Raw genomic sequence first — 19,616 nt, forward strand, 5'->3', positions numbered from 1 at the left:
ATGACGAAAAAACGTATGCTGCCCTCATCACCGGCCGGACGAGTGATCGCGGTGATCGCAGCGCTTATGCTGTCAGCCTTGGCCCTCATGGCAGGTGCCGTGGAGGCCGCCGAACCGGTAAAGATTTCCCGCGACGACACGGCTCTCGATCTCACCGCCACCACCGAAATCTATGCCAACCAGGGTGAGGCCTTCCAGGTCTCCACCGCGGCAGGCGCCGATGGTATTCGGCGCCGTATTGAGGTACGTGCCAGCTCGGACAACCACCAGGGCGACTGGGCGGTCTTTGCGCTCGCCAACGTCTCCGACGAACAGCTCGAGCGCGTCATCGTGGCGCCCCACTTCCGACTGGTGAACTCCAAGCTTTTCTGGCCGGATCTCGGCTCGCAGCGCATCATCGCGATCACGCCGAGCGAAGGCTTCGCGCTGGACCGGCAACCGAGCGATGAAGCCGACGTCTTCCGCATCACGCTCAACCCGGGCGCCGTCATCACCTTCGTTGCCGAGCTGACAAGCCCCGAACTGCCGCAGATCTATCTGTGGGAGCCGGATGCCTACAAGGACACGATCAACGCCTTTACGCTCTATCGCGGCATCGTTCTCGGTATCGCAGGCTTGCTCGCGGTGTTCCTGACGATCCTGTTCGTGGTGAAGGGCACCTCGATGCTGCCCGCGACGGCAGCCCTCGCCTGGGCTGTACTCGGCTACATCTGCGTCGACTTCGGCTTTCTCGGCAAGCTCGTCAGCATCGCTTCGTCCGACCAACGAATATGGCGCGCCTGTACGGAAGTCGCGCTGGCGTCTAGCTTCGTCATCTTCCTGTTCACCTATCTCAACCTCAATCGCTGGCACACGCATCTCGGCTACCTGACGCTTGCCTGGGTACTTGGCCTCGCGCTGCTCTTCGGCGTCGCGATCTACGATCCTGCCATTGCGGCAGGCGTGGCCCGCCTCTCCTTTGCCCTGACCGCGACGGTCGGGCTGCTGCTGATCGTCTATCTCGGCCTCAACCGATATGATCGCGCAATTCTCCTGGTGCCGGCCTGGGCGCTCATCCTCGTCTGGATATTCGGGGCCTGGCTGACGATTACCGGCCGACTCGACAACGACATCATCCAGCCGGCGCTGGGTGGCGGCCTGGTTCTTATCGTGCTCCTGATCGGCTTTACCGTGATGCAGCACGCCTTTGCGGGCGGCGCGTTCCAGCAAGGACTGTTCTCCGATCTCGAGCGGCAGTCGCTGGCTCTGACAGGCTCCGGCGACACGGTCTGGGACTGGGACGTAGCGCGCGACCGTGTCGTCACGATCCCCGATGTTTCGGTGAAGCTTGGCCTCCCCGCCGGTGCCATGCACGGGGCGGCCCGCAACTGGCTGCCGCGTCTGCATCCCGACGATCGCGACCGCTTCCGGGCAACGCTCGATGTGCTGCTGGAGCATCGCCGCGGGCGCCTCAATCACGAGTTCCGAATTCGCGCCGAAGACGGCCACTTCCACTGGCTGCTGATCCGCGCGCGGCCCGTGCTCGGTTCCAATGGCGAGATCATCCGTTGCGTCGGCACGATCGTTGACGTGACGGAACAGAAGAATTCCGTCGAACGCCTGCTGCAGGACGCGCTGCACGACAATCTGACCGGCCTTCCGAACCGGCAACTGTTCCTCGACCGCCTGCAGGGCGTCCTGACCCTGGCGCCGAGCGGCGACGCGTTTCGCCCGACGGTGATGGTCATCGATATCGACCGCTATAAGCTCGTGAACGATACGCTGGGGATCGCCGCGGGCGACAACATCCTGATCGCGCTGACGCGCCGGCTGCGGCGGCTGCTGAAGCCGCAAGATACGTTGGCGCGGCTTGCTGGCGATCAGTTCGGTCTCATCCTGGTTTCGGAGCGAGACCCGGCCAAGGTCGCCGATTTTGCCGATGCCATCAGCAAGGCGATCATGGTGCCGATCAACTTCGCCAACCGCGAGATCATCCTGACGGCATCCATCGGCCTCACCTCCTTTGTCGACCAGCAGGAAAGCGCGTCCGGAATGCTGAGCGATGCGGAGCTTGCCATGTACCGCGCCAAGCGCGCCGGCGGCAACCGCGTCGAGCCGTTCCAACCTGCCTTCCGCGACTTCGGCGCCGATCGGCTGCAGCTCGAAACCGACCTGCGCCGGGCAATCGAGCGCAAGGAACTCTCCATGGTGTACCAGCCGATCGCCGGGCTGGAGGATGTGGAGATCGCCGGTTTCGAAGCGCTGATGCGGTGGGAGCATCCCAAGCGCGGCAGCATTCCGCCTTCGGAATTCATTCCGATCGCGGAAGCGTCCGACATCATCAACACGCTCGGCATCTTCGCGCTGGAACAGGCAACGAACGACCTGATGAGCTGGGAAAGCCAGACCGGCGAATTGCCGATCTTCGTCTCGATCAACCTGTCCAGTGCGCAGCTGCTGAACAATTCACTTTACGAAGACGTTCGCTCGGTCCTTGCAAAGACGCATTGCGAGCCGTCGCGCCTCAAGCTCGAGCTGACGGAATCCATGGTCATGGAAAACCCGGAACAAGCCCGTCTCGTTCTGGAAAAGCTACGCGGCGCCGGCCTCGGACTGGCGCTGGACGATTTCGGCACCGGCTACTCCTCGCTTGCCTATCTCACCCGCTTCCCGTTCGACACGATCAAGCTCGACAAGACTCTGGTGCGCGACGGCAGCGACAAGAAGGCAACCGTGCTTCGCTCCGTCATCTCGATGGCACGAGAGCTCGAGATGAAGGTGGTGGCCGAAGGTATTGAGTCCAACGAGGACGCAATCGAGCTGGCGAAGATGGGTTGCACCTATGGGCAGAGCTATCTTTTCGGACCGCCAATGGCCTCGGAATCGGTGCTGCGCCTGCTGAAAGAGCGCTTCCCGCTGACGAGACGCGCCTAAGAGAACATCGAGCTATGCCGCGGCCTGTCGCGGCGTAGCGGCCCCTGCTATCAGCTGATGCATGTATTCAAGCTTGGCGACCACGGGCGAGGACAGCACGAATGGATAGGAATCGGGCTGCCCCATGCTGCGCTGTATCGAGTTGATCGCAACGCTGAGCGGCACCCACTCGTCGACAAGCTGAGCGGCGCTTGCGGCTCGATAGGGGTCGAAATCCACCTCGGCCGCCATCTCCTCATGGCCGCGGGGCGCGATCGCGATGCCGAAGGCGCGCGCCGTCTCCAAGGTGTCGACGATGTGGAGATAGTGCGCAAAACACTCCGCAAAATCTTCCCAGGGGTGGGCGCTGGCGTAGGCACTGACGAAGCTATCCTGCCAGCCGAGGCGCGCACCATTTTCGTAGTGCTGCTCAAGGGCCGCGTTGTAATCCTGACGCTCATCGCCAAAAACGGCCCGGAACCCATCGAAACTGTTCCTGTCGCGCACGAGCCGGTTCCAGATGAAATGGCCGGTCTCGTGGCGAAAATGGCCGAGCAGTGTTCGGTATGGCTCGTTCATCGAGGTCCGCGCCTGTTCACGCGTGAGATCGTCGGCCTCGGCGGCGCGAATTGCGATCAGGCCTTCCTCGTGTCCCGTCATCGCCGGGACCACACTACCGTCGGGCTGGACGACATCTTCGAGGAAGTCGAAAACAAGGCCGCCAGCGGGATCTTGCATGCGATCCGGATGCGGCAGCCGCCAACGCAAGAGCGAGTAAAAGAGATGTCGTTGGGCCTGACTGATGCGACGCCAGCGGTCGACGCCATCCTGCGTCTCAGAGTTGGGCACGAGCCGGTTATGTCGGCAGGCGACACAGTAGCCACCAGCCTCGCCATCCTCGACGAGCCAGTTGCAGATATCGAGGCCAGCGTTGGCGCAGAACCGCACGAGGTCCGGTTGGGCTACGTATTGCCAGAGATCTCCGTCCTGCTGCTGGACGGCATGCATCCGCAGACCATTTGGCAGGAAGCCGAGGCGATAGCCGCACCTCACGCATTGGCGATTGTCGAAATGAACAACCTGGTCGCAGTTGTCACATACAAAGAGCCTCACCGCGCGCCTCCATCAGAAAAACCCGCTGCGCAAAAACGCAACGGGCCACTTCGAAAAACGAGATCGGCAGATCAGAGCCGGTCTACAGCATTCTTCAGCTTATCCTTGACCTTGCCGGTCGCAACCTGGGCCTTGCCCTTTGCTTCCTGAGCCGTGCCTTCGGCTCGAAGGGAGTTATCGCCGGAAGCCTTTCCGATCGTCTGCTTCGCCTTGCCGGCGATTTCGTTCGTCTTACCGGAAATCTTGTCGGTGGTGCTACCCATCTTGTGTCTCCTTGTTGGCGCGCTTTATGCCCGCCTGCCAGATGGAAACGCCATGATAGCCAAATCGTTCCGGATAGAATTATGCGTGACCGGCTTCGGTCGACAGCATCGCGGCCGTGACGCCCATGCCCGCGAGCGCGCGCTCATATTTGTCGTCAAGATTGCGATCGAAGATCAATTCTTCGTTGGCCGGGCAGTTCAGCCAGCCATTGTTGCCGACCTCGGCCTCCAGCTGACCAGCGCCCCAGCCGGCATAACCAAGCAGCATGGTTGCTCGCTTGGGGCCGGCGCCCTTCGAGATGGCGCGAATGATATCCAGCGTCGCGGTCATGCAGATATCATCACTGACCGGGATACTGGACTCGCAGAGATAATCGTCCGAATGGAGCACGAAGCCGCGGCCGCTTTCGACTGGACCACCCGTCTGGATCAACAGATCGCGGGAATGCGGAGGCAGCATGATCGCCTCTTCGTCCTTGATCATTTCCAGGTGCAGAAGAACATCGGTAAAGGTGAGATCCTGGGGCCTGTTGATGACAAAGCCCATGGCGCCCGCATCCGAGTGGGCACAAATGTAGATGACGGTTCGGGAAAAATTGCTGTCCGCCATCCCTGGCATGGCAATCAGGAACTGACCATCGAAGAAGCCGCGTTCACGTCCGTTTTTCAGCGTTGACAAGGACATCCGTACCTCCTGCTGCCAGACCGCACGAGGCCCCGACACATGAAACATGTGCCAATCTCACAGATCAATCAACTGAAAATGAAAAATAAATTGGCCCGGTCTTCTGGCCGAACTTCCGGGTTTTCAATAAACCTTTGTTCCATGATCATTATTTCCCGCTTTCCTAAACTATTGCAGCGCGCTGTCGTTTCGGCCGGCATATGTTTGTCCGTCATTTCTCCCGTGCGGGCGGAGATGTCCGCCTGGGCCGACAACGAGGGCGGGCGGATGCGACTGGTGGCCTTGCCGCCGGATGTCGATGGAAAGATCCGGGCAGGGCTGCAAATCGAGCCGAAACCCGGCTGGATCACCTATTGGCGGGAGCCCGGAAACAACGGCATTCCGCCGCAGGTGACAATCGCCTCGGACGGTGGTGTGACGCTCGACCGCATGCTTTACCCGATCCCGAAACACATCGCTGACGGACGTGTCGACGAAGTCGCCTACGACGCACCGCTGACCTTTCCGCTCGAACTGTCGGCCACGGGCGGGACGCCAAAGGAAATCAAGGCGAACGCTTTCATCGGCATCTGCAAGGATATCTGCGTGCCATTCCAGGCCGAACTGACGCTGGAGCTTTCGCCAGCCGCGCGCTCACGCCCGGAGGAGGAACAGATCTTGAGCGCGGCAGCAGCACGCCTGCCGGAGGCCCCTTCCCCGGATTTCCAGGTCACGGCGCATGCGCTTTCTGCCGATCGAAAGGAGTTGAGCCTTTCCGTGACCCTGCCTGAAGGCGGCAGCCGCGTTCCGGATGTGATCGTGGCCGGCCCCAGCGGGTACGTCTTCACCAAACAGCTGGACGGCAAGCGCGACAACAGGGATTTCACCACGACGGTCGCCATCGGCAAGCTGCCCAAGAACTACGATATTCACGGAAGGAGCTGGAGCGTCATGGTGATCGATGGCGCCCGCGCAATCGAAACGCCACTTGCCTTTGACTAAGCCATTTCTATAGTCCACCGACCAATCGCGCGGCTACGGCCGCCCTACAGCCAAGACCAGGAGAGTGCCATGACAATCGCAATCGGCGACAAACTTCCCGCGGCAACGTTCAAGGAAAAGACGGCGGACGGCCCGGTCGAGACGACCACGGAAAGCCTGTTCAAGGGCAAGCGTGTCGTGCTCTTCGCCGTGCCCGGCGCCTTTACGCCGACCTGCACCCTCAATCACCTGCCCGGCTATCTCGAAAACCGCGATACCATTCTCGCCAAGGGCGTTGACGAAATTGCCGTCGTCGCAGTCAATGACTGGCATGTCATGGGCGCCTGGGCACAATCGACCGGCGGATTGGGCAAGATCCATTTCCTCCCCGATTGGGATGCCTCCTTCACCAAGGCGCTCGGGCTGGATGCAGATCTTTCCGGCGGCGGTCTCGGCGTGCGGTCGAAGCGCTATTCGATGCTTGTCGAGGATGGCGTCGTAAAGTCGCTGAACGTCGAGGAGAACCCCGGCCAGGCCACGGTTTCCGGCGCCGCGACGATGCTCGAGCAGCTCTGATCGCCCGTCCTGATTGACCAGCGAAAGCGGCCGCCTCGGCCGCTTTTTTTGTTTTTATGCCCTTCGCGTTTCGCCACTATTTTGCCGCATTCGTTATAACATAACACGTAATGTTATTACATTAACGAGGTATCAATGAGCGAGACACGGTTGGATATCAGGACGAGACTGATCGGCTATTCCGCCGCCACGCGCGTCCTCGGCGTGCTTCTGCTGGTCGGAATGCTCTGGGGAGCGATCAGCTGGGCCGCGCGGCTGCCATGAGCTCCGACGTGATCCGGTTTGACGACGTCACCATCGCTTACAACAGGCACCCGGCCGTCCATCATATCTCGGGTACGATCACGGCGGGCAGCCTGACTGCCATCGCCGGCCCCAACGGCGCCGGCAAGTCAACGCTGCTGAAGGCGATCGCAGGGGAGCTTCAGCCCGCCGCCGGGACAATCGAACACGGCCTGCGGCGCAACGAATTCGGCTATCTTCCCCAGGCGGCCGATATCGACCGCCGCTTCCCGATCTCCGTGATCGAAACGGTCTTGATCGGCGCCTGGCGGCAAAGCGGCGCGTTCGGGCGCGTCGGCAAAGGCGAGATGACGAACGCTTTGCAAGCCATGTCTACTGTCGGCCTGGAGGGCTTCGAGAGCCGGCAGATCGGCTCGCTGTCGGCCGGCCAGTTGCAGCGCGTTCTGTTTGCCCGGCTGTTGCTGCAGGATGCCAAGGTGATCCTTCTCGACGAGCCGTTCACCGCGATCGACGCGCGAACCACGCGTGACCTGCTCGATATCATCGCACGATGGCATGGCGAACGCCGGACGGTGATTGCCGTACTTCATGATTTCGAGCAGATCCGCGCCCATTTTCCGCAGTCCCTGCTGCTTGCCCGCGAGTCGATCGCGTGGGGGCCGACCGCGGAGGTGATGTCGGCGCAAAACCTGCTGAAAGCGCGCGCCATGGCGGAACGCTGGGATGCCGACGCGGACATCTGCGAGCCGGCCGCATGATGACGCTTCACGATCTGCTTTTTTCGCCCTTTATCGAATACGGCTTCATGCGCCGTGCGCTCGTCGCCTGCCTGTGCCTGGGGCTCGGATCCGGCCCGATCGGCGTGTTTCTGATGCTGCGAAGGATGAGCCTGGTCGGCGATGCGATGAGCCACGCCATCCTGCCGGGTGCCGCCATCGGCTACCTCGTCGCCGGATCGTTGTCTCTGACGGCAATGGGCTTGGGCGGGCTGATCGCCGGGGTCGCGGTGGCGCTCCTGTCGGGCGCCGTCAGCCGCGCGACGGTGCTGCAGGAGGATGCAAGCTTCGCCAGCTTCTATCTCGCTTCGCTGGCGCTCGGCGTGCTGATCGTGTCGCTGCGCGGGTCGAACATTGACCTGCTGCATGTTCTCTTCGGCACAATTCTGGCGATCGACAACCCTGCCCTCTTTCAGATCGGCGCCATCACGACGCTGACGCTCATCGTGCTCGCGGTCATCTACCGGCCATTGGTTGTCGAATGCTTCGATCCGAGCTTCCTTCGGGCGATCGGCGCCCGCGGCTCGGTCTATCACCTGCTCTTCCTGCTGCTCGTCGTCCTCAATCTCGTCGCCAGCTTCCAGGCGCTTGGCACGCTGATGGCCGTGGGCCTGATGATGCTGCCGGCAGCTATAGCCCAGCTCTGGGCGCGCAGCCTGGCATCGATGATGGTCGTTGCCGCCGCAAGTGCCACCGCATCAGGTTACCTCGGCCTCATCGCCTCCTATCACCTCGAGCTCGCCTCAGGGCCGACGGTGATCGTGACTGCGGCGCTACTCTACGGGCTTTCCATCGTTTTCGCACCGTCGGGCATTCTCCGGCGCTATTTTCCCCGCCCGCATCTGACGGGCTGACATCCAGGAGACTTTCATGATGTCCCACAGACTGCTTCTTTCCGCTACGCTTCCTCTCTTGATGAGCCTTTCGGCCAGACCGGCCTCGGCCGAAACCTTGAAGGTGGTCGCGTCGTTCACCGTGCTTGCCGATGTCGTCAGCCAGGTCGGCGGCGAGCATGTGAAGGTCACGAGCCTCGTCGGTCCGAACGGCGACCCCCACGAGTTCGAGCCGTCGCCCGCCGATGCCAGGAACCTCAAGGCAGCGAAAGTCGCCTTTGTCAGTGGCGAGAGGCTGGAAGGCTGGATGGACCGGTTGATCAGCGCCTCGGGCTACAAGGGTCAGCCGATCATGGTATCGGACGGCATCAATACCCGCACCATGGAAGAGGACGGGCAAACGGTAACCGACCCGCACGTGTGGAACAGCCCTGTCAACGTCAAGGTCTGGGTTGCCAATATAGAGAAGGCGCTGTCGGCGGCCGATCCGGCTGATGCCGCCGCGTTCAAGGCCAACGCCGCGGCCTACGGCAAGACGCTCGATGCGCTGGATGCCTATGCGCATTCGAAATTCGACACCATACCTGACGATCGCCGGAAGGTGCTGACGAGCCACGATGCCTTCGGCTATTTCGGCCGGGAGTATAATGTCGGCTTTCTCGCCCCGCTCGGCGTATCGACCGAAAGCGAAGCGTCGGCGGCCGACGTCGCCAGGCTGATCGAGCAGATCAAGGCGGAGCACGTGAAGACGTACTTCTTCGAGAACTCCAACGATCCGCGTCTCGTGAAGCAGATCGCCAAGGCGACGGGCGCGGAACCGGGCGGCGAACTCTACGTCGAGTCACTGTCGGCACCGAAGGGACCGGCGCCGACCTACGAGAAGATGTTCCGCTACAACGTCGACCAGATCGCCGCCGCGATGGCAAAGACGATGTGATCGCCCGCGAAGGCTAGACCTGCAGATCGAATACGATCAGCCCGCCCAGCCCGCCGTCCGTCGACGAGACTATGCGCTCGCCGACGGCGACGTGTTCGGGGTGAACAAGATAGACATCGCGCGCTTCCGGGCTTTCGAAGGTGACCGTGAAGCCATCGACGAACCCTGCGTGCAGGCCCTCCGGCGAAACATTCGGGCCATGCTTGATGTCGAGGATGCCGGGGATCAACTGCTTCAGCGCGACGATCGATTCGAACAAGGATTGCTTCTCTTCGCCCGACATCGCGGCCTTCAGCCGCATCAGCACGCAGTGCAGAATCATATGGTGACCTCCCGAATGATATCGTCGGCACAATAGAGAGAAAACATAACAGGACAACCCACGAAGGCATCTCCTGCGCGATGCGCGGCTCGCCCAAGCGTTTCTTCGGGGTGGCCATTTCAAATGCGGTAACCGTCGTAAACGGAACAACGCCACGCCTGTTCTGCTCTAAGCTCTGCCCTATGTTGCGCAAGGAAGAGGAGCCATGCGCAACCCTGCAGCATTTTCAACGGAGGAGATGAAAATGAGCAAGAACCGTGGCGTCGTCTATATGCGGCCCGGCGTTGTCGAAATCCATGACATCGATGATCCGAAGCTCGAAGCACCCGATGGGCGCCGCATAGAGCATGGCGTTATCCTGAAGGTGATCTCGACCAATATCTGCGGATCGGACCAGCACATGGTGCGCGGCCGTACCACGGCGATGCCGGGGCTGGTTCTCGGCCACGAGATCACCGGCCAGATCATCGAAAAGGGCATCGATGTCGAGATGCTCGAGGTCGGCGATATCGTCTCGGTGCCGTTCAACGTCGCCTGCGGTCGCTGCCGCTGCTGCAAGTCACAGGACACCGGTGTGTGCCTGACCGTCAACCCGTCGCGCGCCGGCGGCGCCTATGGCTATGTCGACATGGGTGGCTGGATTGGCGGCCAGGCCCGCTACGTCACCATCCCCTATGCCGACTTCAACCTCCTGAAATTCCCGGACCGTGACCGGGCGATGGAGAAGATCCGCGACCTCACGATGCTCTCAGACATCCTGCCGACCGGCTTCCACGGCGCGGTGCGTGCGGGCGTCGGTGTCGGCTCGACGGTTTATGTCGCCGGCGCCGGTCCGGTCGGGCTTGCGGCGGCCGCTTCCGCCCGTATCCTGGGTGCCGCCGTGGTGATGATCGGCGACTTCAACAAGGATCGCCTGGCACATGCCGCCAAGGTCGGCTTCGAGCCGATCGATCTGTCGAAGAGCGACCGGCTGGGCGACATGATCGCGCAGGTGACCGGCAGCAACGAGGTGGACAGCGCGATCGACGCCGTCGGCTTCGAGGCACGCGGCCATTCGGGCGGCGAGCAGCCGGCGATCGTCTTGAACCAGATGATGGACATCACCCGTGCGGCGGGCTCGATCGGCATTCCCGGCCTCTACGTTACCGAGGACCCAGGCGCCGTCGACAGTGCGGCCAAGACCGGCAACCTGTCGCTGCGCTTCGGGCTCGGCTGGGCGAAGGCCCAATCCTTCCATACCGGCCAGACACCGGTGCTGAAGTACAACAGACAGCTGATGCAGGCGATCCTCCACGACCGCCTGCCGATCGCCGACATCGTCAACGCCAAGGTGATCCCGCTCGAAGAAGCCGTGCAGGGCTACGAGAGCTTCGACCACGGGGCGGCGACGAAATTCGTGCTCGACCCGCACGGGGATGTCGCGAAGGCCGCTTGAAGTCGTTAGGGCTTGGAGCGGCTGTCACACAGCCGCTCCTCCAGCCAAGCAAATTTCGCTGGAGAAACAGTGCCCATCGGGCACTTTGCAGATGAGGCGCCGGAGCCTGGCAAGACGGGCGCTAGAGAATCCTCACCACCGCTCGATCCAGCGCCGTATCTTCGCGGTAGATCAACCGAACGATAGCCGCTGCGGCAAAACCCGTCAGCGCGCCGCCGACAACGTCCCCGACATAATGCGTGCCGATGAAGACGCGGGATACGGCAACCACAAGCGCCGCCACGAAAAACGCCGCTCCCAGTTTGCGCATGTCATGGAACAGGAGGGCCGCGGCTATCGCGAATGCTGCCGTCGCGTGGTCGGAGGGAAAGGACGGATCGGCGCTGGGCGCAATCAGCAGATGCGTGACACCCGCATCGTAGGGTCGGATCCTGTGCACGACGAGCAGTATGAGTTGGTTGATCGCAAGGCCGAGAAGAAACGACAGGCCGGACGCAACGAGCACATGTCTGACATGGCTGCGATCGTCCCGGCGCCACCATTGTACGGCCACAAGCAGGACAAGGATCGGAACCCCGATCATTGAAACGTAGACCATCGCAAGGTCGGCAAACTGGTTCCGGTTCGAGAGACCGTTGATAGCGTGGGTTACCGCCGCGTCGAACTCGTACATCATTGGCCTCATTGCTGCTTTCGAGCGGCCGGTGTGCCTGAGCTTTCTGACAGGGTCCTGAACTTCCCTCTCGCATGAGAGGGCATACCGAAAGGCGCTGACCGCAACGCGGCAAGGCGCCTAGCGGTTTGGGGGGCGGCGGCATCGCCCGGCGGTGGGCTGCCGGTGTAATTGGTGAACCCTCAGGATGGGCGCGAGCGAAACGTTTGGTCCGAGAGCGATTGACAGAAATCCCGCCTGAGATTTGTGCTAACCTACTTCAAGGCCAATGCGGGAGATTTCGATGGCTGGGATGCGCACAGATGCAATGAGAATGGTCCGGCGCAATAAGCTGGTCGGCATGTGGGCCGCGGACAAGATGGGATTCAGTCGAGAAGAGGCAAAGGCCTATTCTGATGGGCTCGCAAGGGATGCACTCGATGTTGACCGCAACGACATCCTGGCGACGATCCGTCGAGACTTCCATGAAGCCGGCATCCCTCCGTGCGACGAAGAGGTCCAGGAAGTCATGACTGCGTCCTGGCTGCAGGCTGGGAAGCCGACGAAAGGGGCGGACGCCAGCGATGTAGCCGTCGTGCAGATCGCCCGTACTCTGATGAAATAGGCCAGCGCACGAGGCTCTTGCTATGATGTGCGGAGAACATCGCCTATTCGACCATTCTCACCGTGGTTTTCCGACGCTAACGAGCTGGCGCCGTGGGGGCCCAACGACGAGCAATTGGCGCGAGGCGACCGAGCGTCGATGCCACGTCACTTCTCCGCTCAGCCGATAAAGCTGTCCGCCGACGGCTGATAATCATGTCCCGCGATCACGCCTGTCGACACCAGAGTCTCAAAAAACTCCACCTTGAGATCGAAGGACTTCAGCAGTTTCTGCGTGCTCGGCTTCACGACGGCGTCATCGAACTCACCCTTGATGAAGTGCGCCGCGGATTCCATGTCTTCCCAGAGGCTGACAACGACGAGTTCATTGTCGTGGCCCTTCACCTTGCGGGCGAGCGTTGCACCAAGATGTCCCGGCAACTCCGCCATCTCCACGAAGGTGGTCGTCTTCAGATGATGTGCATAGGCTTCGAGGACCGCCTCTGACCCGGCAACGGCCCGCCATGAGCGAATGATCATGTCCAATTCTCCAATGGTGCATTTTCAAACTGCCATTGGCGTTGGGGAATGTCCACGAGGGCTCCCGGTCGGAAAAGGAAGCCCCTGCTCCTAGTCGCGGCCATCCGGGTGAGTCAGAGAGCCATGGAGCGACTTCGCGACCTCGAACAGCTGCGGAACCGCCGGATTGTTCGAGGTAGCGGAGGCGCAGAGCACGATGTCGAATTCAGGGGCGTTTGCGATTGGTCTGGACACCAGTCCCTCGGCAAGGTCCGTACACAGTGATTGCGGGATCAGCGCGATGCCGAGGCCTTCGGCGACAAGCCGGATGATGGTGTGCTGCAGGCGCGGTTCGAGCGCGAAATGCGGGACGACGCCTGCGGCCACGCAGTAGTTTCTGATGGCATCGCGCAGCGTCGGCGTGACGCTTGCGGGCGCGGCGATCAGTCGTTCGCCTTCCAGATGCTTAGGCTCGGCCTGGTCGACCCGCGCCAGGGGATGATGATCCGGCAGGATCAGGCGCAGGCGATCGCGGGCGAGAAGCGCGGTGCGCAGGTGCGGCGCGGGACTGCCGCCGAAGGTGACGGCAGCGTCGAGGCGGCCTTCGATCAGCATTTCCTCGATATCGGTCGGTATGCGCTCCTCGAGCACGAGGCGCACTTCGGGCCGTGTCTCCGAGTACATTCGCACCAGGGACGGCACGACGCTGTAGGCGGCGTTCATCATGAAGCCGAGCTTCAGTTCGCCCTTTGCACCTGATGCCACCAGCTGCACGTCGCGGCAGGCAGCGTCGAAATGGGCGAGCACCGCGCGGCACTCTTCGAGGAAATGCTTGCCCGCCGCCGTCAGCGCGACGTTGCGGGAGTTGCGTTCGAACAGCCGGGCGCCGAGGGTCCGCTCGATCGCGGCGATCTGGCGGCTGAAGGGCGGCTGGCTCATGTTCATGCGCGCGGCGGCGTGGCCGAAGTGCAGCGTCTCGGCGAGCGCCACGAAATAGCGCATGTGGCGCGTATCCATTCAATACCTCCACAGCATCAATCAGCCACCAAACTGACATTGGATTATCTTGATGTCAGGCGGTAGACAATGGTCTTTGCAATCCGAGTGCCTCCCATGCTGACCAATCTCCTGATCGTCCTGCCGATCTTCGCCCTGATCCTGACCGGATGGATTGCGCGGAAATCAGGCGCGCTCGGCCCGAACGCGACGCGGGAGGTGAACCGGCTGGTGGTCTATCTGGCGCTGCCTGCCCTGCTCTTTGACATCATGGCCAATGCCAAGGTTGGGCAGATCTGGCAGCCCGGCTTCATCCTGGCGTTTACGTCGGGCTGCGCCATCATCTTCGGTGCGACGCTGTGGTGGCGGATGGCCAAGGGACGGCAGCTGGCCGATGCGGCGATCGACAGCCTCAATGCCAGCTATGCCAACACGGGCTTCGTCGGTTTTCCGCTGGTGCTGTCGCTGGTCGGCGATTCCGGCATGGCGCCGACGCTGATCTCGACGATCCTGACAGTCTGCGTGCTCTTCGCGGTCGCGATCGTGCTGATCGAAGGCGGCCTGCAATCGGAGACGCGGCGGCGGGATATCGCGACGAAGACCTTCGTCTCGCTGGCCAAGAACCCGTTGCTGATCGCGCCTGTTATCGGCGCGCTGTTCATGCTCTCCGGCGTGCCGCTACCGGCGCCGATGCATTCCTTCCTGAAGCTTCTCGGTGGTGCGGCGTCGCCCTGCGCGCTGATCGCACTCGGCCTGTTCCTGGCCGGATCGAAGGCGGGGGCTGCCACCGAACGGGCGGCGACGACAGGCATCCTCGTCGGGCTCAAGTTGATCGCGCAACCCGCCGTGACCTGGATCATCGCCGGTCCGCTGCTCAAGCTGCCGCCGGTTGCCGTGCACACCGCCGTCCTGCTTGCGGCGCTGCCGACCGGCACCGGGCCTTTCATGCTGGCGGAATTCTATGGCCGGGAAGCGAGCCTGACGGGGCGCGTCGTGCTTGCCTCGACGGTGCTGTCGATCGCGACGATCTCTGCCTATCTCGCCATTGCCGGGCAGTGATGCCCTATTCGATCTCCAACAGTAGCGCGCGGTGATCGGACACCTCGGGCTGTGCGACCGGGTCGAAGATCGCCACATCAACATCCGGCGTCACCAGCATGTAGTCGGCGTAGCGGCCCTCCTTGGTGTAGTGCGAGGTCCGGGTATCGGTATGGCCTCGGGAGGTGACCAGATCGGTGAGGCCGAGTTCGGCCAGCGCCGTGAAGGTCGCGCTATCGGGCAGGAGGTTGAGATCGCCGCAGACGACGAGCCGTTCGCCGGTGCGCCAAAGGCGACGGATCAGCGAAACCAGCGACTGCGCCTGGGCGTGGCGGGCCGGTGTGTCGCCCTTGCCGGCGAGGTCGCGCAGGCCGTGCAGCTGAGCGATGGTGATGGGCCTGTTACTGGCGTAGTCGAAGAGCCTGATGCAATCAGCATTGCGCGGGCGCGGATGCTCGCCGTAGCCGTCAGCGGAAAAATCGCCGTGGACAAAATCCATCGCGCGGCCGATGACCGGATAGCGGTTGAGTACGAAGGTCGCGAGGCCGAATTCGGACCAGACCAGCGTCTCACCGTCGAAGAGCGTGCCGCGCGCCGTCGGCGCGAAGACGGCGTCGTGATCGGGAAGGATCGCCTTGATCTCGTCGAAGAGATTGGCGCGCTGCGGCAGGATGTGGCTGCCGTCTCGATACTCCAGCCAGTCGGAGGCGACGCCGACCGAGCGGGTCACTTCCTGCAGGCAGAGAACATCAGGATTGGCATCGCGAAGATAGCGGATCAGCGGCTCATGGAGCTTGCCGCCCCAGGCGTTCAACGAGATCACACGCACCGCAGCTCTCCTCAAGCGTTGATTCAAGCGCCTGCCGGATCGATGCAGGAAAGCGCCTCATGTGGCTGTTTTTACGCGGGTTGAGCCGCCGCTCTACCGCTTCTTGAACGGCTCCATGCCCTTGCGGGCAAGCTCGTCGGCCCGCTCGTTTTCCGGGTGCCCGGCGTGGCCCTTCACCCAGTGCCATGTGACCTTGTGGCGCTGGTTGGCGGCGTCGAGCGCCTGCCAGAGTTCGCCGTTCTTCACCGGCTTTTTGTCGGCGGTCTTCCAGCCGTTCTTCTTCCAGCCGAAGATCCACTTGGAGATGCCGTCCATGACGTATTTGCTGTCGGTGTGGAGGTCGACCTCACAGGCGCTCTTCAGTGCCGTCAGCGCCGAAATGGCGGCAAGCAGCTCCATGCGGTTGTTGGTGGTTTCAGCCTCGCCGCCGCAGAGTTCCTTCTCGACCTCGCCATAGCGCAGCACTGCGCCCCAGCCGCCGGGGCCGGGATTTCCGGAGCAGGCGCCGTCAGTGTAAATATCGACGTGCTTCATGCGGAGAGCCCGTATTCGGCAGCGTTTTCTATCTGCCGGTGGAAGCGCAGCTTGCGCAGATATTCGAGCGGATCCTTCTTGGTGACCATCGCGCCCTCCGGCGTCGTCAGCCAGTCGTAAAGCCGGGTCAGGAAGAACCGCAGCGCCGAGCCGCGCGCCAGGATCGGCAGCGCCGCAAGTTCTGCTTCGCTCAGCGGGCGCACGCTCTGGTACCCCTCAAGCATCGCCATGCCCTTGGTGATGTTGTAGGCGCCATCCTTCTCGAAGCACCAGGCGTTCAGAATGATCGAGACGTCGTAGGCCAGCAGGTCGTTGCAGGCAAAATAGAAATCGATCAGGCCAGACAGGTCGTCGCCGAGGAAGAAGACGTTGTCGGGGAAGAGGTCGGCGTGGATGACGCCCGAGGGGAGATCCTTCGGCCAGTGAGCGGCGAGGAAATCGAGCTCGGTGCGGACCTCGTTCTGCAGGCCCTTTTCCACCTCGTCGGCGCGCGCTTCGGACTTGTCCCAGAGCACCTTCCAACCATCGACGGAGAGCGCGTTCGGCCGCTTGAGCTCGAAGCCTTCACCGGCGACGTGCATTTGTGCCAGCGCCTTGCCGACCTCGCGGCAATGCTTGGCTTCAGGCTTGCGCAGCCACATGCCTTCGAGGAAGGAGATCAGCGCGGCGGGGCGGCCCGACAGGGTGCCGAGCAATTCGCCGTCCTTGCGCGGCAGCGGCAATGGGCAGGACAGGCCGCCGGCGGCCAGATGCTGCATCAGCCCGAGGAAGAAGGGCAGATCGTTCTTCTCGACGCGCTTCTCGTAAAGCGTGAGGATCAACGGGTCCTTGCTGGTATGCAGCAGGAAGTTCGAGTTCTCGACGCCCTCGGCAATGCCCTTGTAGGACAGCAGCGTGCCTGTCTCGTACTCCGTCAGGAACCACTTCAAATCGTCTTCTGAAATATCGGTGTAGACTGCCAAGGCGGGCTCTCAATCTGGGTTCAAAAAAATACAGGCGCGGAGATGACACCCCCTCTGCCCTGCCGGGCATCTCCCCCACAAGGGGGGAGAACGGATAGGAGCATCGTCTTCCCCAAACAAATACGGTCGCGACGGACCGAGAAGTACACCGCTTGCTATCTCCCCCCTTGTGGGGGAGATGTCCGGCAGGACAGAGGGGGTATTCCCCACGCCCGCCAGCCATCCGCCGTCAGCCGTTCACGAATGCCATGTCGGCCGTTGTCAGTTCGATATTGCGCAGTTCGCGGTTGACGAGGAAATGCTCGTTTTCCTGAACGGTTTCAGCAAGTTCCACCTTCGCGTCAAAGCGGCTGCGGAAAGCTTCGATGATCTCGTTGACAATCACTTCCGGCGCCGAAGCACCGGCAGAGAGGCCGAGTGTCGAGATCGGGCCGATCTCGTCCCAGTTCAATTCGGAAGCGCGCTGAACGAGCAGCGACTTCGTCGCCCCTGCCCTGAGCGCCACTTCGACCAGACGTCTCGAATTCGAGGAATTCGGCGCCCCGACGATGATGAAGAGATCGCAGCCGGGCGCGGCCTGCTTCACGACCTCCTGGCGGTTGGTCGTGGCGTAGCAGATCGAATCGGCAGAGGGCGCGGTCAGATTGGGAAAACGCTCCTGCAGACGGGCGATGACGCCGGCGGTGTCATCCACCGAAAGCGTGGTCTGCGTGACATAGCCGAGATTGTCGGGATCAGCAGGCACATAGACGTCCGCATCCTCGATCGTCTCGATCAGCGAAACCGAGCCTTCCGGCAGCTGCCCCATCGTGCCGATCACCTCCGGATGGCCGGCGTGGCCGATCAGGACCACGTGGCGACCGAGCTTGTTGTGTCGCATCGCCTGCTTGTGCACCTTGGAGACCAGTGGGCATGTGGCGTCGAGATAGAAGAGATTGCGGGCGCTGGCGTCTTCGGGAACCGACTTCGGCACGCCATGAGCGGAGAAGACAACCGGCTGGGCGCGATGCTCTTCGGGGATCTCGTTGAGTTCCTCGACGAAGACGGCACCCTTGGCTTCCAGACCTTCCACGACATAGCGGTTATGGACGATCTCATGGCGGACATAAACCGGTGCGCCATAGGACTTCAACGCCAGCACGACGATCTGGATGGCGCGGTCGACGCCGGCGCAGAAGCCGCGCGGCCCGCAAAGCCTGATCATCAAGGGAGGTTTGGCCGCAATATTCATGTCTGTTCCGGTGTGTGAAGATAGCGCTCTCTAACCCAATATAGGCGAGAATTGAAGCGATACTATTGCGCTGCCCCCTGCTTGCGGAACCGCGCAACCACGACGATCACCACCAGCGTGGCGGCAAGCCCGTACCAGGTGAAGGCATATTGCAGGTGATTGTTCGGAAGATCGATCTCGGTCACGCCGCCGATCGGCAGGCCCTTGGGATTGGGCGTATCGTCCGCATCGATGAAGAAGGGCACGACGCTCGCCGTGTCGAGGCCGACGCTCGACGCCATCACGTCGAGGTCTTTCCAGTAGAAGATGTTCTTGGCGATGTCGTTGTCAGGCACCACCCAGGACGGCTTGCCTGGAAGCTTGGCCCGCGCGAGGCCGTTGACGGTCTGCTGATCCGTCAGCTGGCCCTGCATGCGCATCTCCGGTTCCTTGTTGTCGTAAGGAACGAAGCCTCGGTTCACGAACAGATAGCGCCCGTCGGCGAGCTGCAGCGGCGTGTAGATGTAGTAGCCCGTCTGGCCGCGCCAGGTGGCAAAGAAGTGGCGTTCGCGACTGTTGTCGTAGACGCCGCTCGCCATCATCTGGCGATACTCGATATCTTCGCCTTTCGCCGCCATCGCCTCGATGGCGTCCAGCGGGACGGGTGCAGCGGCACGGCGCTCGGCAATATCGGCCAGCAGCTTTTCTTTCCACTGCAGGCGCTCGACCTGCCAGGTGCCGAGCGAGACCAGGATGGCGAATGCGACCAGCACCGCAGCGCCGGTGAAGATCGGCAGCTTGCGGCGCGGCGCCGGGCTTTGAATGTCAGTCACGGGAAAGGCGTCCTTCGCGGGCATTGTGGCGGTATTGCATGGCGATGAGAATGCCCTTGCACCAGCGCAGGGAGATCAACGACAGGATGATGGTCAGCGGCGCGAAGAGAAGGATGTGCAGCCAGATCGGCGGCGCATAGTTCACCTCCAGCCAGAGCACCGAGCCGATGACGATGAAGCCGACGATCAGGATGACGAAGACCGCCGGGCCATCGCCAGCATCCGCGAAATCAAAATCCAGACCACAAGCCGCACAGCGCGGCTTCAGCGACAGCAGGCCGTCGAAAAGCTTCCCCTGGCCGCAGCGCGGGCAGCAGCCCCTGATGCCAGTTTTCACGGGATCGACCGGTGGGAAATGCGCATCGTCTTCGTTCATGCTATCCTTCCAATCAGCTGTGGTTCACC

23 protein-coding genes are annotated in these 19,616 nt (G+C 62.1%); 10 read left to right on the plus strand and 13 right to left on the minus strand.

Going from position 1 to position 19,616, the window contains the following annotated elements; genetic code table 11:
• The gene (locus tag QTL94_RS25295) at positions 1 to 2,913 is read left to right on the plus strand and encodes a sensor domain-containing phosphodiesterase (protein WP_289803427.1); all 2,913 of its coding nucleotides are present in this window, start codon (positions 1 to 3) and stop codon (positions 2,911 to 2,913) included.
• 12 nt (positions 2,914 to 2,925) lie between these two features.
• On the opposite strand, the gene QTL94_RS25300 is transcribed toward QTL94_RS25295, so the two are convergent.
• From QTL94_RS25300 to QTL94_RS25310, 3 genes are all read right to left on the minus strand, one after another.
• The gene (locus QTL94_RS25300; RefSeq protein WP_289803428.1) at positions 2,926 to 4,005 is read right to left on the minus strand and encodes a zinc-binding metallopeptidase family protein; all 1,080 of its coding nucleotides are present in this window, start codon (positions 4,003 to 4,005) and stop codon (positions 2,926 to 2,928) included.
• A 71-nt stretch (positions 4,006 to 4,076) separates the two neighbouring features.
• Positions 4,077 to 4,268 (minus strand): CsbD family protein, encoded by a 192-nt coding sequence (locus QTL94_RS25305; RefSeq protein WP_289803429.1) that lies wholly within the window; start codon positions 4,266 to 4,268, stop codon positions 4,077 to 4,079.
• Between the two features lie 79 nt (positions 4,269 to 4,347).
• Positions 4,348 to 4,953 (minus strand): YqgE/AlgH family protein, encoded by a 606-nt coding sequence (locus QTL94_RS25310; protein ID WP_065689746.1) that lies wholly within the window; start codon positions 4,951 to 4,953, stop codon positions 4,348 to 4,350.
• A gap of 141 nt (positions 4,954 to 5,094) precedes the next feature.
• On the opposite strand from QTL94_RS25310, the gene QTL94_RS25315 reads away from it, so the two are divergent.
• The 6 genes from QTL94_RS25315 to QTL94_RS25340 all read left to right on the plus strand — a co-directional run bounded on the left by QTL94_RS25315 (position 5,095) and on the right by QTL94_RS25340 (position 9,278).
• Positions 5,095 to 5,934 carry a protein-disulfide reductase DsbD domain-containing protein gene (locus QTL94_RS25315; protein ID WP_289803430.1) on the plus strand — a complete coding sequence of 280 codons (840 nt, stop codon included), beginning with the start codon at positions 5,095 to 5,097 and terminating at the stop codon, positions 5,932 to 5,934.
• Positions 5,935 to 6,003: 69 nt separating this feature from the next.
• Entirely contained in the window at positions 6,004 to 6,489 is a 486-nt protein-coding gene (locus tag QTL94_RS25320) for a peroxiredoxin (protein ID WP_289803431.1), read from the plus strand.
• A gap of 135 nt (positions 6,490 to 6,624) precedes the next feature.
• Entirely contained in the window at positions 6,625 to 6,753 is a 129-nt protein-coding gene (locus QTL94_RS25325; protein WP_289803432.1) for a hypothetical protein, read from the plus strand.
• Positions 6,750 to 7,490, plus strand: a complete 741-nt coding sequence (locus QTL94_RS25330) for a metal ABC transporter ATP-binding protein (RefSeq protein ID WP_289803433.1) — start codon at positions 6,750 to 6,752, stop codon at positions 7,488 to 7,490. The genes QTL94_RS25325 and QTL94_RS25330 overlap by 4 nt, the downstream gene beginning before the upstream one ends.
• The gene (locus QTL94_RS25335; protein WP_289803564.1) at positions 7,490 to 8,362 is read left to right on the plus strand and encodes a metal ABC transporter permease; all 873 of its coding nucleotides are present in this window, start codon (positions 7,490 to 7,492) and stop codon (positions 8,360 to 8,362) included. The genes QTL94_RS25330 and QTL94_RS25335 overlap by 1 nt, the downstream gene beginning before the upstream one ends.
• Before the next feature lie 16 nt (positions 8,363 to 8,378).
• Positions 8,379 to 9,278 carry a metal ABC transporter solute-binding protein, Zn/Mn family gene (locus QTL94_RS25340; protein WP_289803434.1) on the plus strand — a complete coding sequence of 300 codons (900 nt, stop codon included), beginning with the start codon at positions 8,379 to 8,381 and terminating at the stop codon, positions 9,276 to 9,278.
• Between the two features lie 13 nt (positions 9,279 to 9,291).
• On the opposite strand, the gene QTL94_RS25345 is transcribed toward QTL94_RS25340, so the two are convergent.
• Entirely contained in the window at positions 9,292 to 9,600 is a 309-nt protein-coding gene (locus tag QTL94_RS25345) for a Dabb family protein (RefSeq protein WP_065689741.1), read from the minus strand.
• Positions 9,601 to 9,844: 244 nt separating this feature from the next.
• On the opposite strand from QTL94_RS25345, the gene fdhA reads away from it, so the two are divergent.
• Positions 9,845 to 11,035, plus strand: coding sequence for a formaldehyde dehydrogenase, glutathione-independent (fdhA, locus tag QTL94_RS25350; protein ID WP_065690240.1), 1,191 nt, complete (start codon positions 9,845 to 9,847; stop codon positions 11,033 to 11,035).
• Positions 11,036 to 11,156: 121 nt separating this feature from the next.
• On the opposite strand, the gene QTL94_RS25355 is transcribed toward fdhA, so the two are convergent.
• Positions 11,157 to 11,708 (minus strand): phosphatase PAP2 family protein, encoded by a 552-nt coding sequence (locus QTL94_RS25355; protein ID WP_065689740.1) that lies wholly within the window; start codon positions 11,706 to 11,708, stop codon positions 11,157 to 11,159.
• Positions 11,709 to 11,991: 283 nt separating this feature from the next.
• Here QTL94_RS25355 and QTL94_RS25360 point away from each other — a divergent pair, with 283 nt between their 5' ends.
• Entirely contained in the window at positions 11,992 to 12,312 is a 321-nt protein-coding gene (locus QTL94_RS25360) for an ATPase inhibitor subunit zeta (protein WP_289803435.1), read from the plus strand.
• A 158-nt stretch (positions 12,313 to 12,470) separates the two neighbouring features.
• On the opposite strand, the gene QTL94_RS25365 is transcribed toward QTL94_RS25360, so the two are convergent.
• The gene (locus tag QTL94_RS25365) at positions 12,471 to 12,830 is read right to left on the minus strand and encodes an antibiotic biosynthesis monooxygenase family protein (RefSeq protein ID WP_065689739.1); all 360 of its coding nucleotides are present in this window, start codon (positions 12,828 to 12,830) and stop codon (positions 12,471 to 12,473) included.
• A 90-nt stretch (positions 12,831 to 12,920) separates the two neighbouring features.
• Positions 12,921 to 13,826 carry a LysR family transcriptional regulator gene (locus QTL94_RS25370; RefSeq protein WP_289803436.1) on the minus strand — a complete coding sequence of 302 codons (906 nt, stop codon included), beginning with the start codon at positions 13,824 to 13,826 and terminating at the stop codon, positions 12,921 to 12,923.
• Between the two features lie 96 nt (positions 13,827 to 13,922).
• Between QTL94_RS25370 and QTL94_RS25375 the strand changes: the two genes are divergently transcribed.
• Positions 13,923 to 14,864 (plus strand): AEC family transporter, encoded by a 942-nt coding sequence (locus tag QTL94_RS25375; RefSeq protein ID WP_289803437.1) that lies wholly within the window; start codon positions 13,923 to 13,925, stop codon positions 14,862 to 14,864.
• Between the two features lie 4 nt (positions 14,865 to 14,868).
• Here QTL94_RS25375 and QTL94_RS25380 read toward each other — a convergent pair whose 3' ends face one another.
• The 6 genes from QTL94_RS25380 to QTL94_RS25405 form a co-directional block, all read right to left on the minus strand.
• Entirely contained in the window at positions 14,869 to 15,672 is an 804-nt protein-coding gene (locus tag QTL94_RS25380; protein ID WP_289803438.1) for an endonuclease/exonuclease/phosphatase family protein, read from the minus strand.
• A gap of 93 nt (positions 15,673 to 15,765) precedes the next feature.
• On the minus strand, positions 15,766 to 16,206 hold the full coding sequence (rnhA, locus tag QTL94_RS25385) for a ribonuclease HI (protein ID WP_065689735.1): 441 nt from the start codon (positions 16,204 to 16,206) through the stop codon (positions 15,766 to 15,768).
• The gene (locus QTL94_RS25390; protein WP_289803439.1) at positions 16,203 to 17,168 is read right to left on the minus strand and encodes a homoserine kinase; all 966 of its coding nucleotides are present in this window, start codon (positions 17,166 to 17,168) and stop codon (positions 16,203 to 16,205) included. Before QTL94_RS25390 ends, rnhA begins: the two co-directional genes overlap by 4 nt.
• Before the next feature lie 229 nt (positions 17,169 to 17,397).
• Positions 17,398 to 18,399, minus strand: a complete 1,002-nt coding sequence (gene ispH / locus QTL94_RS25395) for a 4-hydroxy-3-methylbut-2-enyl diphosphate reductase (protein WP_289803440.1) — start codon at positions 18,397 to 18,399, stop codon at positions 17,398 to 17,400.
• A gap of 62 nt (positions 18,400 to 18,461) precedes the next feature.
• Positions 18,462 to 19,211: an SURF1 family protein gene (locus tag QTL94_RS25400; protein ID WP_289803441.1), complete on the minus strand. Its 750-nt coding sequence runs from the start codon at positions 19,209 to 19,211 to the stop codon at positions 18,462 to 18,464.
• Positions 19,204 to 19,587: a DUF983 domain-containing protein gene (locus tag QTL94_RS25405; protein WP_289803442.1), complete on the minus strand. Its 384-nt coding sequence runs from the start codon at positions 19,585 to 19,587 to the stop codon at positions 19,204 to 19,206. Before QTL94_RS25405 ends, QTL94_RS25400 begins: the two co-directional genes overlap by 8 nt.
• Between the last annotated feature and the right edge of the window lie 29 nt (positions 19,588 to 19,616).

It is taken from the genome of Rhizobium sp. S96, from assembly GCF_030382195.1.
GTDB lineage: Bacteria > Pseudomonadota > Alphaproteobacteria > Rhizobiales > Rhizobiaceae > Rhizobium.

Coding starts and splice junctions, on each gene's coding strand:
- QTL94_RS25370 (WP_289803436.1), bottom strand. CDS start 13,826: ATGGATACGCGCCACATGCGCTATTTCGTGGCGCTCGCCGAGACGCTG.
- QTL94_RS25320 (WP_289803431.1), top strand. CDS start 6,004: ATGACAATCGCAATCGGCGACAAACTTCCCGCGGCAACGTTCAAGGAA.
- QTL94_RS25330 (WP_289803433.1), top strand. CDS start 6,750: ATGAGCTCCGACGTGATCCGGTTTGACGACGTCACCATCGCTTACAAC.
- QTL94_RS25365 (WP_065689739.1), bottom strand. CDS start 12,830: ATGATCATTCGCTCATGGCGGGCCGTTGCCGGGTCAGAGGCGGTCCTC.
- rnhA (WP_065689735.1), bottom strand. CDS start 16,206: ATGAAGCACGTCGATATTTACACTGACGGCGCCTGCTCCGGAAATCCC.
- QTL94_RS25375 (WP_289803437.1), top strand. CDS start 13,923: ATGCTGACCAATCTCCTGATCGTCCTGCCGATCTTCGCCCTGATCCTG.
- QTL94_RS25360 (WP_289803435.1), top strand. CDS start 11,992: ATGGCTGGGATGCGCACAGATGCAATGAGAATGGTCCGGCGCAATAAG.
- QTL94_RS25315 (WP_289803430.1), top strand. CDS start 5,095: ATGATCATTATTTCCCGCTTTCCTAAACTATTGCAGCGCGCTGTCGTT.
- QTL94_RS25345 (WP_065689741.1), bottom strand. CDS start 9,600: ATGATTCTGCACTGCGTGCTGATGCGGCTGAAGGCCGCGATGTCGGGC.
- fdhA (WP_065690240.1), top strand. CDS start 9,845: ATGAGCAAGAACCGTGGCGTCGTCTATATGCGGCCCGGCGTTGTCGAA.
- QTL94_RS25340 (WP_289803434.1), top strand. CDS start 8,379: ATGATGTCCCACAGACTGCTTCTTTCCGCTACGCTTCCTCTCTTGATG.
- QTL94_RS25355 (WP_065689740.1), bottom strand. CDS start 11,708: ATGTACGAGTTCGACGCGGCGGTAACCCACGCTATCAACGGTCTCTCG.
- ispH (WP_289803440.1), bottom strand. CDS start 18,399: ATGAATATTGCGGCCAAACCTCCCTTGATGATCAGGCTTTGCGGGCCG.
- QTL94_RS25305 (WP_289803429.1), bottom strand. CDS start 4,268: ATGGGTAGCACCACCGACAAGATTTCCGGTAAGACGAACGAAATCGCC.
- QTL94_RS25310 (WP_065689746.1), bottom strand. CDS start 4,953: ATGTCCTTGTCAACGCTGAAAAACGGACGTGAACGCGGCTTCTTCGAT.
- QTL94_RS25335 (WP_289803564.1), top strand. CDS start 7,490: ATGACGCTTCACGATCTGCTTTTTTCGCCCTTTATCGAATACGGCTTC.
- QTL94_RS25325 (WP_289803432.1), top strand. CDS start 6,625: ATGAGCGAGACACGGTTGGATATCAGGACGAGACTGATCGGCTATTCC.
- QTL94_RS25405 (WP_289803442.1), bottom strand. CDS start 19,587: ATGAACGAAGACGATGCGCATTTCCCACCGGTCGATCCCGTGAAAACT.
- QTL94_RS25295 (WP_289803427.1), top strand. CDS start 1: ATGACGAAAAAACGTATGCTGCCCTCATCACCGGCCGGACGAGTGATC.